The organism is Microcoleus sp. S13C4 (assembly GCF_036700865.1).
GTDB lineage: Bacteria > Cyanobacteriota > Cyanobacteriia > Cyanobacteriales > Microcoleaceae > Microcoleus.
This window is the reverse complement of sequence record NZ_JAUBPS010000008.1, coordinates 56,077-74,108: the sequence shown is the minus strand read 5'-3', so window position 1 is coordinate 74,108 and position 18,032 is coordinate 56,077. Positions and strand designations below refer to the sequence as shown.

The window sequence follows — 18,032 nt, the reverse complement described above, 5'->3', positions numbered from 1 at the left end:
GGTTATTTTACCATCCTCATTTAAATGAAAAAACTTGCCGAAAATTCACCTCATTGAGCTTTTTCCGCCACGATTCCATGTAGATGTAAAATACGGGCGTGAGATACAGTGTCAAAACTTGTGAAAACAAAAGTCCGCCGACAACGGCAATTCCTAACGGGCGGCGAGATTCCGAACCCGCACCAACTCCTAGGGCGATCGGCAATGTTCCCATTAAGGCCGCCATTGTGGTCATCATAATCGGCCGAAAGCGCACTAAGCAGGCTTGATAGATTGCTTCCGCTGGTTTTTTGCCGTCGTTGCGCTGGGCTTCGATCGCAAAATCCACCATCATAATGCCGTTTTTCTTAACAATCCCTACCAGCAAGATGATGCCGATGAATGAATAAACGTTGAGTTCAACGCCAAACAACATCAGCGTTAATAATGCGCCAAATCCCGCCGAAGGCAATCCCGACAGAATTGTAATCGGATGGATGAAATCTTCGTACAAAATACCGAGAATTAAATAGATTACCAAAATTGCCACGGCCAACAGAAACCCTAAACTCGGCAGCGAACTTTGAAATACTTGGCTCGCGCCCTTATAATTGGTAGAAATGCTGTCAGGAATTACCGATTTCACGATTTTGTCGATCGCACTATTTGCCGATCCCAGCGCCACCCCAGGAGCGAGGTTGTAGGAAATTGTCGCAGCATTCATCCGCCCGACGTGGTTGACAATTAACGGTGCAATTCCCGGAGAGATTTTGGCAAACGTTGCTAGCGGTACTTGTGTTTGACCGCCAGAAGCATCACTCGAATTACTGCCCGCTGTAGCGATGTAAAGCTGCATCAAAGCATTGGGATATTTTTGATACTTTGGTTCTAGTTCCAAAATAACTTGATACTCGTTGCTCGCACCGTAAATCGTGGAAACTTGGTAAGCGCCATAGGCATTTCTCAGGGTATTTTCAATTTGACTGGCAGTAATTCCTAATGCTGAGGCTTTGTCGCGATCGATATCAACTTTGATTTGAGAAGTCATCTGCAAATCGCTGTTAACATCCTGAATTTCTGGCATTGCTTTCATTTTGTCAACCAGTTGCGGAACGTACTTCCGCAGCGGAATTACATCAGAACTTTGCAGCGCGAGTTGATACAATCCAGTGCTTTGTTGAGTGCCCAGCGGGATTGCCGGAGGATTTTGCAAGAAGACTTGAATGCCGGGAATCTCTGCTAGTTGCGATCGCAAATTCTGCACAATTTCATCGGCTCCCATCTGCCGCTGCGATCGCGCTTTCAGCCGAATAAACAAGCTTCCCGAATTTCCGGCAACTGCCGCCCCGCCGCCATTTGCACTCGCTCCTGCCCCGATATTCGAGTTGACTGCTTCCACATTCGGATCTTCCCGAATCGCGCTAACAACGGCTTGCTGGTGGCGAACTAATTCATCAAAAGAGGCATCTTGTGCAGCTTGAGTAATGCCCGTGATTTGTCCGGTATCTTGACTGGGAATAAAGCCTTTGGGAACCACCACGAACAGTCCAACTGTGACAAACACCATTGCGAAGGACAAAATCATCGTGGTGCGGTGATATTTTAAAACTTTCTTGAGGCTCCAATCGTATAAACTTAAAAAGCGATCGAATACATACTCTGAAGCTCGATAAAGCCGGCTTTGATTGGCGTGATTTACGGGACGCAAAAAACGGCTGCACAACATCGGTGTCAGGCTCAAAGATACAAAGCCTGAAACCAAAATTGAAACAGCAATCGTCACTGCAAATTCATGAAACAAGCGCCCCAATAACTCGCTCATAAATAACATCGGAATAAACACTGCCACCAAGGAAAGCGTCATCGATAAAATCGTAAAGCCGATTTCCCTAGATCCGTTTAGCGCCGCTTCTCGCGGGCTTTCTCCTTCTTCTATGTGGCGGACGATGTTTTCGAGCATGACGATCGCATCATCAACTACAAAGCCGACAGATAGCGTCAGTGCCATCATCGACAAGTTATCTAGCGAGTAGTTGAATAAGTGCATCACCCCAAAGGTTGCGATCAGCGAAACTGGTAGCGCTAAACTGGGAATGACTGTTGCAGACAGATTGCGTAAAAATAAGAAGATTACTAAGATGACTAGGGCGATCGTCAAAACGAGGGTAAACCGAACATCATCCACCGACTCGCGAATCGATTGAGACGCATCGTACATCACCCCAAGATCGATCGAACTCGGAATCTGAGTTTTTAAGTTGGGCAGTAATTTTTGAATCGTCTCTACAACTTCTACAGTATTCGTGCCCGGCTGTCTTTGAATCGTGAGGATAATTGCGCGATCGTTGTTATACCAACTAGCAAGTTGAGTATTTTCTACGCTGTCAACCACTCGCCCTAATTGTTCGAGATAAATAGGCTGTCCATTTTTATACGTCACAATTAAACGGCGGAAGGCTGCTGCATCCTGAAGCTGTCCGTTTGTTTGCACAGTAAAGTTTTTATGGCTACCGGAAAGGCTTCCTGTGGGTAAGTTGACGTTTCCTTGTTCGATCGCAGTTTGCACTTGATCGATGCCAATTTGCCGTGTTGCTAACTGTTGCGGATCGAGTTGAATTCTAGCAGCATATTTTTGAGAACCGTAAATCTGCACTTGCGCCACACCGGCGATTGTCGAAAGCTTTTGCGCTAGATAGGTTTGTGCGTATTTATCAACCTCAGAAAGCGGAAGCGTTGGTGAAGTGAGATAAAGGTAAAGAATTGGCCCGTCGGCGGGATTGACTTTGCTGTAAGTCGGCGGATTTGGCAAATCGTTGGGCATTTGGCCCGAGGCCGAGGAAATTGCCGATTCCACATCTTGCGCCGCATCGTCAATACTGTGGCTGAGATTGAACTGAAGCGTAATTTGAGTTTTGCCGCTGGTACTCGTTGAGGTTAGCGTATCGAGTCCAGCAATGCTAGAAAATTGCTTTTCTAGCGGGCGCGCCACCGATGCAGCCATCGTTTCCGGGCTAGCGCCGGGCCGGGAAGCGCTGACTTGAATTGTGGGATAATCGACGTTTGGCAAATCGCTAATCGGCAGTAAGCGATAACTCATCCAACCAAAAATCAGAATTGCCGCCATCACCAAGGTGGTCATAATTGGACGGCGAATAAACGGTTCTGAGAGATTCATTAGTTATATCAATTCCGGTTTTACCGGAATGACGGTTGACGGTTGACTGTTGACGGTTGACTGTTGACGGTTGACTGTTGACTGTCAGTCGCAAAACTGAATGATGGTTGACTATTTAACCTTCGACTTCGCGATCGGGCAATAACGAAACGAAGTGAAGCAATTGCAGGGGTTTGAGATTACTTCTGTCTGCAAAACAACTTTCGATAATCCAAATATAAAATCGATCGCCCTAGGGATTCTTGCGCGATTTCCATGACTTATTTCCCGATGAATTAGAGTCGCCGCCAGATTTTATACCTGTTTCTTTGGCTCCAGATGTGTCTGAATTATTATTGCCTTTAGTATTATCTGAATTATCTTTAGCATCCGCTGCGGTTTTAATGCGAATCTTGCTACCATCAACCAGATTTGCTTGTCCGTCGGTGACAACTTCATCACCCGCATCCAGACCTTTTTGGATGACAGTTAAGCCGTTGATTGTATTGCTGACAACTACAGGCACATTTTCCACTGTATCGTCTTCTTGGGCGACAAACACGAATTGTCCGTTCGGCCCTGTCTGTACTGCTTGTGAGGGAACAACAATCGCATTAGGTTGTTGACTTAATGTTAGAGTGGTGTTAACAAATTGACCGGGGAAAAGTTTGCCATCTGCGTTATTAAAGTCCCCAATCAGTTGAATTGACCCAGTGGCATTGTCAACCGTATTGTTCACAAATGACAAGGTTCCCGATATCGGACGATTGTTTCCGGCAAAGGTGACATCAACTTTAAGTTTGCCGTTATCCGCGTATTTTTGGATTTGTGGGAGGTTCGATTCAGGAACCGAAAAGGCAACTTGAATAGGATTAATTGTGGAGATTGTCACCAAGGGTTTGTCGGTGCTTGGTTGCACCACATTGCCGACTGTCACCAGAATATTTCCGGCACGCCCGTCGATCGGCGCATAGACCTTGGTATAGGATGATTGCACCTGAGCATTTTTCAAGGCACCGCCGTCTGCACTCAACCCTGCTTGAGAACCCTCGATCGCAGCCCGATCGCCCTCCACGACAGCCCGAGCATTCTCAATCCCCACTAAATCGCTTTTCACCGCCGTCTGAGCATTCTCAATCCCCACGAGATCGCTTTTGACCGCCGTCTCAGCATTGGCGATCGCCACTTCATCACCTCTGACGACTGCCTCAGCATTGGCGATCCCGATGCGATCGCTCTTCACCGCCGTCTCAGCATTGGCGATCGCTTGCTTGTCCAGATCGACCGTTGCCGCAGCGGCTCGGCTGCTGGTAGCGTATTGTTGGGCTTGATCTTGACTGATTACTCCTTGTTTGTAAAGCTCTGCATACCGCTGACTTTGGGCTGCAGCATATTGTGCTTGAGCTTGATCTTTGGCCAAGGTGGCGATCGCTTGCTTAACTGCTCCTTGGTCTTTTTCCAGGGTCATTCTGGCTTGTTCGACGACTCCTTTGTCTTTAGCAAGAGTCATTCTGGCTTGCTGGACAATTCCTTGGTCTTTTTCCAGGGTCGCTTTGGCTTGCTCGACAATTCCTCGGTCTTTGTCAAGGGTTGCTCTGGCTTGTTCGACAACTCCTTGATCTTTAGAAAGGTTGGCTGTGGCTTGTTGCACCTGTGCTTGGCTTTTTGCTACGATTCCTTGAGCTTGCTGGATCGAGGCAGTTTGAGAGCGATCGTCGATCGAAAACAGCAGTTGTCCTTTCTTAACTTCTTGCCCTTTCTTGAAATAAACTCCTGTAATCCGCCCGCTAGCTTGTGGTGTCACCGAGACAGTAGAACTCGATTGCACGTTGCCGATCGCTTGCAACTGTATCGGAACCGTTTTTTTCGTTACTGTTGCCACTGTCACCGGAGTTATTTGCAGTCTGCCGCTGCGGCTCGGTTTTTCCGCTTTAGGAGCGGTCGATCGCTGCCAAACCAAAAATCCCAACCCACCTACCAGCAGCAAACCCAGCAAAAACAGCGCAATCCGCCCTTTCGCTAGCACCTTTTCCGTCTTCGGTGGTTTTGCTAGAACCTTTTCCGTCGGTTCGCTCCCCGGCAATGTTGGAGCTTCCTGAGAAACTTCAGGGAGAGCGTCTTTCGGAGTTTCACTAACAATTTCTACGTTGTGCGTCGGTTGCTCGTTCAGCTTCAGATTTTCGTCAGAAACTTTAGGGCGAGTTCCATTCCGACTTTCACTAATAATTTCCTCGATCATCACAAACCTCCTTTGTAACTAACATCTTGCACTCTTCTAAAAAACAGGCTTTCCGGTCTATTCTACAGGAGATGAATTTTCTTGTGGAACAGGCATCTTTCCTGTTCATAAAAGGCTTATTGACAATGGTGCAAAAGGTGAGCAACATCTCAGTTGTAACTAACATCTTGTATCATTTATCATTCTCAAGAACAGGCATCTTGCCTGTTCTACAACAGATCACTTTTCTTGTGGAGTAAGCCGGAGAACCCCCGCAAGTCCTGTATCAGTTTCGCCCTGCAAGTTGCCCAATCAGAACGTTATTGCGAGCTTGTTTGAGACTGCTTTTGCCCCCGAGGATAAGCAGCCTTGAGAATTTGTTTAATTTTTGTCTTTTGTTCGGCGGTGAGATTTAGCTCGGACAAAGCTTTCCGCATTCTTTCACCTCCCTTGACTTTAGTTTCTAACTGTTGTGCCTGCTCTGGCGTCAACACCGCTTCGACTTGTTTGCGAAGTTCCTCGCGTTTCTGTGCGCGTTCTGCATCCGTTGCTTTCGGTTGCCCTGAACTTGGAGTTGCAGTCGCCGCGACAGGTTGAGCCGCTTGGGAGGAAACTGAATCCGCCTTCGCTTGGTCGGAACTTACTGGATTGGCCGCCGTCGTGTCAGGTTGGGTAGCTTCAGAGGCATTGGATTGCGTACAAGCAGACAAACCGCCTACCAAAAGTGCACCGACTAGGACAAGTGCTGGTGCGATCGTTGTTCTTTTCATGATTCACTGCGCCTAATTAACCTTCACCACCAAATCTTATAGGCTAAAATCAGCCAGCGCATGACCCAAGACTCCTAAATTGACCAGTCAAAAAGCACTTTGCGGTTGTGACTTTTTTCCTAGTCCCAAATGCCAAAATCAGCCGAAAAGGCTCTAGCGCGATCCTTGGCAAATTCGCTAAGCTGCTACACATAACTTGTCTGTTCTGGCAAAAGGGGAGCGCGGGAGAGCGCAAGAGTGGGAGAATTGCTCAATGACCAATTCCCTCAACATTCATGCGTTAAATCCCGATCGCGTGCTTCGTTGCCGAACTTCCTTCTGAACATAAGGGGGTAACGTGTTTTTTGACTCCAAGATACCTTTTACAATTAGGTCAGCGACCTTGCTTGAATCGCTCCAGCTTTTGATGGGGAAAAGTTCTATGATTCGCTTGACCTATCCGTCCTTTCGTTTATTGCTTTATTTGGAGTGGCTGCTGCTGGCGACGGCAGCCTTGATGGAAGTGCTGCATCCGTTTCAGTCGCTCTGGTCGCTGCTGTTACGGGTTGGCGCGATCGCACTTTTCGGCGCGATCGGGTTGCGTTTGCCAACCGTTCGGTTAGGTAGAAAAGTTTTATTTACAGCCCTAGAATTTGGCTTGATTTTGTTGCCAATTGTCGAGGAAGGGTTATCGAGCCGATCGAGCTTTTTGCTTTTTCTCGTGCTGCTAATGCGTAGTTGTATGATTTTCTGCCAGCCGGGGCAAGTGATTGTCTTGGGTTTAGCCCTGCTTTCCTATAGTTCGCTGTTGTTATCAAAACCAATTTTACCTGAGAAAATTCGGGCAACTGTTTGGGAATGGCGATTTAGCAATGTGTTATTATTTGGCTTGACATTAGTGTTCGCTTTATTATTAATTAATGCGTTGATTGCAGAACGCCAAAGCCGAGAGCAATTAGAAATCGCTCACGATAAATTAGCCATAACTCACGAACAACTCCGCCATTATGCACTGCGAATTGAAGACCAGGCAACTTTGCAGGAACGCAATCGGATTGCTCGTGAAATCCATGACGGGCTCGGACACACACTCGCGGCTCAAACCATTCAGCTTAATAATGCCCTATTGTTCTGGAAATCCGAGGATGAGAAAGCGCTGGAGTTTCTGAAACAGGCGAAACAACTCGGATCGGAAGCTTTGTTAGAAATTCGCAAATCTGTTTCGGTGTTGCGATCGAATCCTTTGCAAGGATTGTCACTCGAAAGTGCGATCAACAAACTTCTCCAAGACTTTCAGCGCATGACTGCGATCGAAGTTTCCAACTCGATTCGCTTACCAGTTCTGCTATCTCAGGAAATCAATACAACACTTTACAGAATTGTGCAAGAATCGCTCACAAATATTCACAAACACGCTGATGGAACGATGGTGACAGTTGGGTTGCAGCAACACGCAGGACATATTTATTTGTCGATTTCTGACAACGGCAAAGGCTTCGATCCAGCGCAAAATACGACTGGATTTGGACTCCAAGGAATGCGAGAACGAGTGGCGGCGCTAAGCGGTCTATTTGCGATTTACAGCGAGCCTGGCAACGGTTGTCGGATTTCGGTTTCTTTGCCCTCTCAAAACATATAGCAGAAGGAAGATTGTTATATGATTCGGATTTTGCTAGTGGACGATCGGCATATTATTCGCCGGGGAATCAAGAGTATGCTGGAATGCTATTCTGATATGCAGGTAATTGGTGAAGCTGAAAACGGACAGGAGGCGATCGCCCAAATCCCCATTCTACACCCCGACATTGTGCTGATGGATATTCGGATGCCCGTGATGGATGGCGTAGCAGCAACCGGGGCGATATCCAAATCTTATCCCGATACAAAAGTGCTGGTTTTAACCACATTTGATGATGATGAATATGTCAGCCAAGCAATGCGGCTGGGTGCAAAAGGCTACCTGCTCAAAGATACCGAACCCGACGAACTTGCGTTAGCGATTCGCGCTGTTTATAAAGGACACACGCAACTCGGTCCCGGATTGTTTGAGAAAGCCCTGATGACTCCTGCTGTAACTAATTCAACGGTTGTTTCTCCGCCAGAATTAGAGCAACTCACGCCCAGAGAATTAGAAGTGTTGCGTTTAATAGCTTCGGGCGCGAACAATCGAGAGATTGCTCAAACCTTATTTTTGTCGGAAAATACAGTAAAGAACTATGTAACGAATATTTTAAGCCGCTTGAATTTGCGCGATCGAACTCAAGCCGCGCTATTAGCTCATTCACTCTTCAATTAGGGACTTGTTGAGACTTGAAAGTGGCAATCAAAGGCTTGCTCAGAGACAGATGCAGCCATTTTTTTTGACACCTCGATTTTAAAGAACCACCCATCCGCGCAAATAGCAAACTAAATTATCAACTATTGCCCTCTTGGCCGTAAGCCTGCCAAGCCAGATCCACCAACCCGTTAACAATAGCCACAGCCACCACCGCAGAGCCCTTGCGCCCCTCAATCCGAATGTGAGGAACCATCGAATCGTGCAGCCGCGACTTAGCCACGTCAACCCCCACAAACCCAGAAGGCGTCCCAATCACCAAAGCCGGTCGAATTTCCTCAGATTCAATCAAATCTACGATCGCCGACAAAGCAGTTTGAGCCTGGCCCACCACAAAAATCCCTTCAGGATAGCGTCTTGCCAAAGTTTCAATCCCCCAAGCCGCCCGCGTCCTTTCCTTTTGGGGGCGCGTCAAAGCCTCCATCGAACAGTAAACCGGATTCGCAAACGTACTTTGGATTAGGGGCGTAATGCCCACCTGCACCATCGGCACATCTACCACGATCGTAGTCCGAGCAGCCAAAGCCGCCGCCCCAGCCTGCAAAGCCTGATCGGAAAAACTAATTAAAGACTTGTACTCAAAATCAGCAGTCGCATAAATCACGCGGCGGACTATTTCGTACTCCGCCGCGGAAAAACCGTGGTCGCCAATTTCGTTATCGATTAATCCCAGACTCTGGGCATCGCTTACGTGCCATTCCATTTGTTGGATAGCTGTCGCCTGTGAGTTGTCAGGTATCAGCTTACCAGCTTTTAGTCATTCGTTGACTGTTGAGTAAAATCTGCTTTCGTGTCAACTGCCAACTGACAACTAAGTTTCCGACGACGAAGAAGATTTGCCCAACACCGGAGTCAGGAATGCCACCAAAACTCCGATCGCAAAACCGGCCACATTCCGAACCACAGGCAACCAGTCAGAAGTCCGAGTCACCACCGGCCCCAGTCCGAAAGCAAAAAACAGAATGCCCCACAGCGGCGAAAAAATCAGCGCCCACTGCCAAGCCACAACCTGTCCCGGCTTCCGAGGCTGAGCCGCAAACCCGCAGATGACGCCGCCAAGCACCGACGTAATTAACGTCAGAACCCACTGTTCCCTCGGCAAACCGGGAACCACGCGGCATCCGCCCTGACGCAAACAGCCTTGTATCGACTCCAAAGATTCAATAATCGCTCGATCTTCCCCATTGTCCCGCACAAAAAATTGATTACCATAGCGGGTTTGCAGTTCCACCCAAAAAGTGCGCGGCAGCAGCGGATACAGCGAGTCGCCCACATTAAAATTGAGCAAATTTCCCCCTCGGGGGTCAGCAACTAGCAACACACTCTTGTTATCTAGCCCCCAATAACTTTTGACCGCCAAACCGGGCGTGCGATCGTACTGAGTCAGGACTCGCAGTTTCCAGCCGGTTTCGGCTTCAAAAGCCTTTAAATTTTTTGCCAAACCCTCTTCTTCAATATCCGTGAGGGCTTTAGCTAAATCAATGATCGGCGTCTGAGTTGACGGCAACAAATCGGGATTGTTGAAAGCGTGGGCTACTGGTGCGATCGTCCACACGGACAAAGCCAGAAAAAATGCGGCAACAGAGGCTAGAAATTTTCGCGGGAAAAGCTGTGACATAGGAACTTATAATCCGGGTCTTAATTGTGAATGCTAGCTGGCGGTCTTAACCAAAGGATAAGAGAAAACTCATATTTCTTTACAATTATTTACTTTACAGGAAGCGGAGGGGAAGCGGAAGGGTTCGGGCAAGGAAAGTTGGGAATCCCTCTTCCCTCTTCCCTCTTCCCTCTTCCCTCTTCCCTCTTCCCTCTTCCCTCTTCCCTCTTCCCTCTTCCCTCTTCCTTCTTCCTTCTTCCTTCAGACTACAATTGAGATTTTGCCCCAACCCCCTCACAGAGACGCCGATCGCGATCGCTCACATTAGGATTAGTTCTCAGATAATCTCCCACCCAGTCACAGCCCCTCACCAGCAAATCGTCAAGATCCAAATTCCACAAAATCACCCGATTATCCCGGCCAGCAGAAGCCAGAACCTTCCCATCCGGGCTAAAACTCACGCTCATCACGCTATCCTTGTGACCCGTCAAAGTTTTCAGCAAAGTCCCGCTGCGACTCCAAAGCTTCACCTTATGATCGTAACTACCCGAAGCAACTAACAAACCATCCGGGCTAAAACCCACGCTAGTCACGCTGTCGCTAGAACCCTTCAGCAGCGTCGCCACCAAAGTCCCATCTACCTTCCACAATTTCACCGCATTGTCGTAACCAGCCGAAGCCAGCATTTTGCCATCAGGGCTAAAAGCAACCCCCAACACAAAACTGTTGTGAGCTCCTTCAAAAGTTCTTAGCAAACGACCGTCCCGATTCCAGAGTTTGAGAGTACCATCATCGCTTGCAGAAGCCAGCATCGAGCCGTCGGGACTGAAAGTCACCCCAGTCACCCAGCCTCTGTGTCCCGTCAAAGTCTTAATCAGCCTGCCGTTTCTAGTCCAGAGTTTCACAGTCTTATCCTTGCTAGCCGAAGCCAGAATCTCGCCGTCGGGGCTAAAACTCACGCTCATCACGCTGTCGGCGTGACCGTCGAGAGTGAACAGCACAGAAGGCGAACACGGGAATAGCGGAGCCGAAGGACAAGGGAGAATATTATTCATGCCATCTTCTGTCAAACTCCACACCTTCACCGTTTTGTCGTAACTCCCAGAAGCAAGTAGCTGGCCGTCGGGGCTGAAACTGACGCTGGCGACTCTCTGAGTGTGTCCTTCCAAGGTTTCCAGCAAAACTCCCGTGCGACTCCAGAGTTTGATAGTTTTGTCCGTAGAAGCAGAAGCCAGCCTTTGGCCGTCGGGGCTAAAAGTAACGCCTTGCACCCGGTTTTGGTGTCCGTCGAGGGTTTTGAGCGGCACGTCATCGAGTCGCCACAGCCTGATAGTTTTGTCAAAACTTGCCGAAGCCAAGGTTTTGCCTTCCGGGCTAAAACTCACCTGAGTAACTCGATCGGCGTGTCCCTCAAAAGTTCTCAGTAAGCGACTCTCTGGTTTAATGTTGCTAGCATCGGTTGGGCGTTTGTCGCCAACACCGGCCAGACTCCAGAGTTTGACAGTCCCGTCTGCACTTCCAGAAGCAAGTGTTTGACCGTCGGGGGAGAAACTGACACCAAATACCCACTTGCTGTGTCCCCGCAAAGTTGTTAGCAGTTCACCTTTTTTTGCTTGTGTTGAATTTTCTGTTGCTGGGTGTTTTAGTGCAGCGATGCTCCAGATTTTCACCGTTTTATCTTCACCCGCACTGGCGATCATTTCACCATCGGGGGAGAAACTGACGGTGTAAATTTTTGATGGTTGTCTGTTTTCGCTGTGCCATAAATTAGCGATTAACCTACCGTCAGAACTCCACAGTTTCACAGTACCGTCATCGCTCGCCACAGCAATTATTTTGCCGTCGTGGCTGAAGCTTAGCCAATTTACGGGAGCAAATTGTTCGATCGTTCGCAACAGCGTGCCGTCGGTTTTCCAAAGTTTGATAGTTTTGTCTGTAGATCCACTGGCGATCGTTTGACCGTCAGAACTAAAAGCAACGCTGGTAACGCTATTAGTATGCCCTTTGAAAGTTGCCAGCAAACTGCCGTCTGTTTGCCAAATTTTGACAGTTTTATCTAAACTTGCCGAGGCTATGGTTTTGTTGTCGGGACTGAACGCCACACAGGAGACGCTGTTAGTATGACCTTTGAAAGTTGCCAACAAACTGCCGTCGCGCCGCCAAAGTTTGACTGTTTTATCTACACTGGAAGAAGCTATTGTTTCGCCGTCGGGACTGAAACTAAGACCCCAAACTACATCGCCGTGTCCTTCCAAGCGGTTGCGTTCTTTGACTCCATAAACTGCCTGCTGGAGGGCAGCAGAAATCAGAATTTCGGTGTCTTTGAGAGTATACATTTGTTGGGAGCGTTCGATCTGTTTCCACTTTTTACCAGCTCTCAAACTTTCCATCATGGCGTCAAATTTGTTGTTTGAGAAATAAAGTGCTTCAGAAGCTGCTGTCAGGGTACTGATTTCGGCTCGCTGAGTTTGAGCGACAGCTAGCTGTTTTTGACCCACAGCCCGCCACCAAAAGTTTACGGCGGCGATGGTGGAACTGGTTAGCAACATGACGCCGATCACTGCTACTCCCAGCAGTTGTTTGAGAAAAGTATTGGCTCGGTAGAGCTGTGCTTGACTCATTTTTTTGTCGGCTTCTGCTTTGTGCAGTCTGGCTTCTAAGCCGAATCTTTGCCGGATCGGTCGCACTAAATAGTCGTGTACCAATTGATAGCGGTCTTCGGGCGCTTCCCGTAGCAGAAATAGCAAACCGTGACCAACTAAAATGTCTAAAATTAAGTCGAGGTTGTCGGTTTTATTTTGTCGGTTTTCAGGGTCTTTTGCGAACTGTCGCTGTAGGGAAATTCGGTTTCTGCCGATCGCCGATAATTCGGTTTCCCGGGCATCGGCTGGCTGCGGACCTGTAACTAACGAGAGTTCGTGTTTGGTTTTTATCAAACGAACACCTCTTTCATCTGTCAGGGAAAACAAGATTTTCCAAGCTGCATCTTCGTTAACCAGGCCACAGTCAGAGATGACTCCTTCGAGGGATCTTTTCACTAATTCCGCTTTGGGATTGTCACCCAATTGCTGGTATTGTGCTAGACTGGTAATACCTTCTTCTTGCAGTTGCGCTCCTACTACCTGCAATTCAATTGGTCGCACTTCTTGCAGTTCGTCTGCTAAATCTTCTACGAAGGCATCGATCAGTGCCGGCTCTAAATAAAATTCCGCCCGTTCTGTTAAGTGTCCGATGACAGCCCGCGCGTCTTTCATAGAAAAACTCCGCAGTTGGTAGCGGATACTTTTGTCGAGAATATTATTGTTAATAGCGTCAAGATTTGGGAAGCGATCGCAATCTAGTAAGTAGTGCAAATAATCTTCGCGCAAGCACAGAATTATCTTGACATAAGGCAAATTCAAAAATAAACGCAAAAAATTATAAAAAAGTTGTCTTTGTGCCACTGAAGTCGAAACAAAGAAAAACTCTTCAAATTGATCGAAAATCAGCACAGTTAACAAATTATTTGTGGCATTTTCACGCAACTGCTCTATAATAAAAGAAGAGACTTCCGAGCTGCGAGAAGGAATAACCGAGCAACTTTTTTTGTGGATTTCCTGTACTCCTTTGGAGATTAATTTACTTTCCTCTTCGGCTTGTTTGTCGTACAGTGCGCTGTTCAAAGCATTTTCTAACTCCACCAGCCAGTCGGTGTAAACTTTGACTACTACGGGCAATGTATCGCGCGCGCCCGGAGTAATATTTTTCAAAGCTGGTACTAAGCCGGCATTGACTAGAGAACTTTTCCCGACTCCACTGGGCCCATGAATAATAGTTAATTTATGGTCGTCCCTGCTAATTCTTTCTAGCAAGCTATTGATATCTGTTTGGCGCGAGTAAGCTGTCATGGACGCTGCGATGGCAGCTTGGTTTTGAGCTGAGGGACCCGAAGGATTGACGGCTTGTCGCTGCTGCTGCAATTGGCTGGCTCCGATAAAAGCTCTAAATCCGTATTGATATTCGATCGACCGCTGGGTTTTTTTAATCCGAAACGCTTTCAGATACTCTCCCTGCTCGAAATAAACCGCTTGCAGTTCCGTCAAAATATCGATGTAAAGTCGGGGGTCGTACTTCGGCTCGCTTTGAGATTGAGCCAACTCCAAAGAATGAACCGCTGCTTCCCACTGGCCTAGCTGCCGCAAACTTCTGGCTAAAAGTAAAAGATACCAACTCCTGTCGGATTTAGGATGTTGGATTTTAGATTTGGGTTCGTTACTTAACTCGTTAGGGCCCACAAATTCTGGATAATTTCCCTCAAACCCCAATCTCAAATCTTCAATCAGCAATCTCAAATCATTAGGCGTTTGATCCAAAATCGCCAAAGCCAACTCGGCTAGCTGGCGGGCTTGACTCCACCTCGACTGTTGCAGGGCAACTTCAGCCAAAAAGCCGTAATCTTGAGCTAGTTGGCTGGGGGTACCGTAAGTGAAGTGCAACTGCAAAGAATTTTCCGCTAATGCTTGCAACTCTCCCCACGCTTTCAGGCGCTGCAGCACTTCTCCGAGGTGGGCTGTCACCTCAGCTACCAACTCGGGGCGTGAGGCAAGGGAGAAAGCGTTTCTAGATTGTTCCAGGCTAATCCAAGCTTGTTCCCAGTGCTGGCGGTTGGCTACCGGATTTCTCGCTGCTTGCAAGCGGTGACACAGGGCTATGTGAAATAGCACTATCCCTTCTCTCTCTAAAAATAGGATGTTGGGGACAGGATTCGACAATGAGCAGGAGAGGGTTTCTGGGTTTTCGGAATTTTCCCAGTTTGCGAGTTCCCAATTGCCAGTTTGATGCTGCCAAAATACTAAGCTTTCTTGGTAGTGAATTAAGGCAGTTTCGGTTTGGTCGCTGACATAGTAATCTCGACCGAGAACGAATTGCAGGCTGGCTTTGAGGGCGGGTTCTAATTCTTGACCGCGATTTTGTAAATCTCTTAAAGCTAATTCTAATTCTCGGCGTGGCAAAGAGCCGATCGCCAAATCGAAGGTATTGCCCGGACTCAATGGCGAATAGGAGTGGACATCTGATTGTCGTCGGTTTTGGGGCCCTGAGTTAAAAGTTAGAAAGCGTTCTCCAGGGCTGATTTCGCGCTCCAGGCCGCGTTTTTCGCACGGGGTTTCGCAGGTCTCACAATTAGCGATGGTGCTGACGTTGCTGGCGAGTTCTTGATTGAGTTCGCCTATTTTAAATATAGTATCGGCCCGCTTAGCGAGGAAATTAATTAATTCGTCAACGCCCATTTCAAATTTAATTGTGGCGGCGGCCCAACTTTTGAAATCCGGGGCCAGACGAATCATTTTGGTCACGATGTCATCTGTTACCCACAAAATCACTGGGCAGGAAAAATTTTTGCGAAATTCGTCTCGCACTTGATTGGTAGAAGCCATCAATTCGTCGATCGCTACTACTGTTTCTAAACCAAATACCATCAAAGCCGAGGCAGAAACCACAGGCGAGTACCCCTCCTGGAAAGTGCTTGCCTGCAGCGTAGTGTAAAGGGTTTTGACTGAAGCTGGGAGGACGAGATCTTGAATGGCAACTGGGGACACTTCTCGCAGCCGCTGCGCTATTTGCTGGCGCAACTGCTCGTAGTTGCAGCGCACCAAAATTAGCGAGAATTGGTGTTGAGACATTGTGATTGACCGGACCAGAGTTTTGAGCGATCGCTCGTTGTAGTTAGCCGTTTCTTGTACCTTAATTAGATCTGTCATGCGTGCACCTCTTTTGCATAAATCAATTACCTAACTCTCGCCAATCGTGACTGAAAGCGTATCTACTTAGACATAGCCGTCTCGGTCTGACGCCTTATCTCTGTATAAATACGTAGTTTTCCGTACTTGTCTTATCAATACTTACATAGTTATTAGAGCCAATGTAAAGATATCATACCTCTCAATCTCAGAGAATGCTAGACTTTCCAATAAAAATTTAAGGTCATCTTAGATTTTTTGATTCAGCTATATATAAAGGACTACAGATCATAAATAGCCAACCGCTAAGTTCATGAGCATACCGACGACTAGCTATTAGTAAACAACTCCGATATATCTGTAGCAGGCATTTAACACAACAGAAAAAAAATGTCCTTCGGGATGGGATTAGTTGAAATTAAGAGCAACAGGTAAAAACAGAAATAGGGGGTCTGGCATTGCAGATATGAGAGTTGAGAGTGGGCAAAGTCCTTAGTGGCGGCAAAGTTTTACACGACAATAACATTTACCGCCTATAGCCAGCATTCAACAGAAATCAGCCAGTGGCCAAAACCGCTGACTGATTTCTGTATTGGATGGTAAGATTGGGGAGTTGTGAGCGATAAATTTTCAGTTAAATACTTTCTAAGTCCCTCGTGGTTAAGGGTTCTTAGAGTCACGAAACCATCTCAAAAATCCCAACTACTTTCCTTCAGAGCGCTGTAGCCACTCTTTATATTTTCTGGTTTCTGCTAGGGCTGGATTAATCCCAAACCAACGACCTTCTTGATCGCGATATTCAAAGACAAACATACTTCGCAACAAGATTTGAGACTCTTCTTCGCCGGTTACACTTTGTCGGTTGACAACTTGAAACAGCAATTCCCATTCCATGTCATTGATGGCTGACAAAAGGTCATCGCGATATTCTTGAATGACGCTTTCGAGGCATTCGCGAGAGAAGGGAGGGTCTTCGTGCTGCAAACAGCTATACAAAAGCATCAGTAGATTGCGAACGTGACCGCCACTAATCCGGCAAAGCCGGTCTAAAGTTTCGGGAGAGTCAAACACCTGGGAAATCAAATCGATGCGTTGATGGGGAGCAACTTTCGGGAAAGCTCTAGCTAATACTAGCTGGCGCAGCAGTGCCATTCCTTCGAGGTGGTCGTCCCCCGATCGCATTTGCACCGGTACCATCGGCATCACCTTGGGTTTGACTCCAAATCGACTGGCGAGGCGGCCGAAGTCGTTGGAAAAAATCAAAGTCAGGGGAATCGTGTAAACAACATGGCAATTAAGTTTTTTCAACTGTTCGCCGCGGTCTAAAAACAGGTATTCTGGCTGGGTGCGTCCGCTGGGTTTGAGGGAGGCGTCGAGGCGATCGAGGTTGTCAACGATGACTGCGAGTCCTTTTTTCCCTTGCTGCTTGAGTTCGGCGTTAGCTTTGTTGAGGAGTTCTTCGTTGATCGACTGCAAAATGCTGTTGGTGCGGGGTTCGAGATATTGCCTGAGTTGCGATCGCAGTTTGGGAGAGTCTTTAGTTTTAGCCGTAACTTTAGCAATGCCTATAGATAACTCGGCTTCCGCTGACAAATCTATGGGAGTCTGCAAAAATTCTGCCACTTCTGCAAACAGATTGGTAAAATAGCTCGGTCTGAGTTTGATTTTAGCGGATTCCATAGTTTCGCTGACTTGGCGCGCAATGCTCAGCAAAATATCGCTAATGTCTACATCACCCATGTCTAAGTCTTGGGAAGACTCGAAGTAGACGACGCAAAAACCCTCTTGCTCTAACTCAGCTTTTAGTCGAAACAATTCCGTAGATTTGCCACACCCGATATGTCCTGTAAATAGCTGACAGGTTGGCTGGTCAGGGGAGATGCGGGTAATGGTTCGCTGTAAAGATTCAATGATTTTGCCGCCACGCACGGAACCAAAATCAATGTAGTATTGATAATCTCCGGGGTCTCCCGCAACAAGGGTCTTGCTGGGGTTGCAGGCTTTATAGAATCTGTCTAATTCGAGTGGGATCACAATTGAAGCCGAATAAGAGTTAAAAAGTTAATCGAAAGTCTAAACTTTCTTTAGTTGAGTTTAGTTTGATTTGTAACCTTTTGCCCTGTGGGGTAATGCCCTAAATACCCAAAGAACCTTGATCGGGTAAGGGGTTTTCCCGGCGCTGGAATTGGGAATTTTTAATTAATAGTTTTTTATTACTTAGCGGGATCAGTGATATTACTGATATTGGCAGGACTCTGGGTAAATTTGCGGGGATCTGGTTAA

Annotated in this window: 9 protein-coding genes; 2 read left to right on the top strand and 7 right to left on the bottom strand. The window is 47.4% G+C overall.

Going from position 1 to position 18,032, the window contains the following annotated elements; all coding sequences use genetic code 11:
• Positions 1–16: 16 nt before the first annotated feature.
• The 3 genes from QT996_RS05890 to QT996_RS05880 form a co-directional block, all read right to left on the bottom strand.
• Entirely contained in the window at positions 17–3,154 is a 3,138-nt protein-coding gene (locus QT996_RS05890) for an efflux RND transporter permease subunit (RefSeq protein WP_333045217.1), read from the bottom strand.
• 232 nt (positions 3,155–3,386) lie between these two features.
• On the bottom strand, positions 3,387–5,372 hold the full coding sequence (locus QT996_RS05885) for an efflux RND transporter periplasmic adaptor subunit (RefSeq protein WP_333045215.1): 1,986 nt from the start codon (positions 5,370–5,372) through the stop codon (positions 3,387–3,389).
• A 299-nt stretch (positions 5,373–5,671) separates the two neighbouring features.
• On the bottom strand, positions 5,672–6,121 hold the full coding sequence (locus tag QT996_RS05880; protein WP_333045214.1) for a hypothetical protein: 450 nt from the start codon (positions 6,119–6,121) through the stop codon (positions 5,672–5,674).
• Between the two features lie 421 nt (positions 6,122–6,542).
• On the opposite strand from QT996_RS05880, the gene QT996_RS05875 reads away from it, so the two are divergent.
• Together QT996_RS05875 and QT996_RS05870 are read left to right on the top strand one after the other, a co-directional pair.
• Entirely contained in the window at positions 6,543–7,739 is a 1,197-nt protein-coding gene (locus QT996_RS05875; protein WP_333045212.1) for a sensor histidine kinase, read from the top strand.
• Positions 7,740–7,757: 18 nt separating this feature from the next.
• Positions 7,758–8,396 (top strand): response regulator transcription factor, encoded by a 639-nt coding sequence (locus tag QT996_RS05870; RefSeq protein WP_333045211.1) that lies wholly within the window; start codon positions 7,758–7,760, stop codon positions 8,394–8,396.
• 118 nt (positions 8,397–8,514) lie between these two features.
• Here the strand turns inward: QT996_RS05870 and QT996_RS05865 are convergent, their stop codons facing one another.
• From QT996_RS05865 to QT996_RS05850, 4 genes are all read right to left on the bottom strand, one after another.
• Entirely contained in the window at positions 8,515–9,138 is a 624-nt protein-coding gene (locus QT996_RS05865; RefSeq protein WP_172191877.1) for a precorrin-8X methylmutase, read from the bottom strand.
• A gap of 108 nt (positions 9,139–9,246) precedes the next feature.
• The gene (locus tag QT996_RS05860) at positions 9,247–10,053 is read right to left on the bottom strand and encodes a TPM domain-containing protein (protein WP_333045209.1); all 807 of its coding nucleotides are present in this window, start codon (positions 10,051–10,053) and stop codon (positions 9,247–9,249) included.
• A 245-nt stretch (positions 10,054–10,298) separates the two neighbouring features.
• The gene (locus QT996_RS05855; RefSeq protein ID WP_333045208.1) at positions 10,299–15,770 is read right to left on the bottom strand and encodes a WD40 domain-containing protein; all 5,472 of its coding nucleotides are present in this window, start codon (positions 15,768–15,770) and stop codon (positions 10,299–10,301) included.
• A gap of 681 nt (positions 15,771–16,451) precedes the next feature.
• Positions 16,452–17,783, bottom strand: a complete 1,332-nt coding sequence (locus tag QT996_RS05850; protein WP_333045205.1) for a P-loop NTPase fold protein — start codon at positions 17,781–17,783, stop codon at positions 16,452–16,454.
• Between the last annotated feature and the right edge of the window lie 249 nt (positions 17,784–18,032).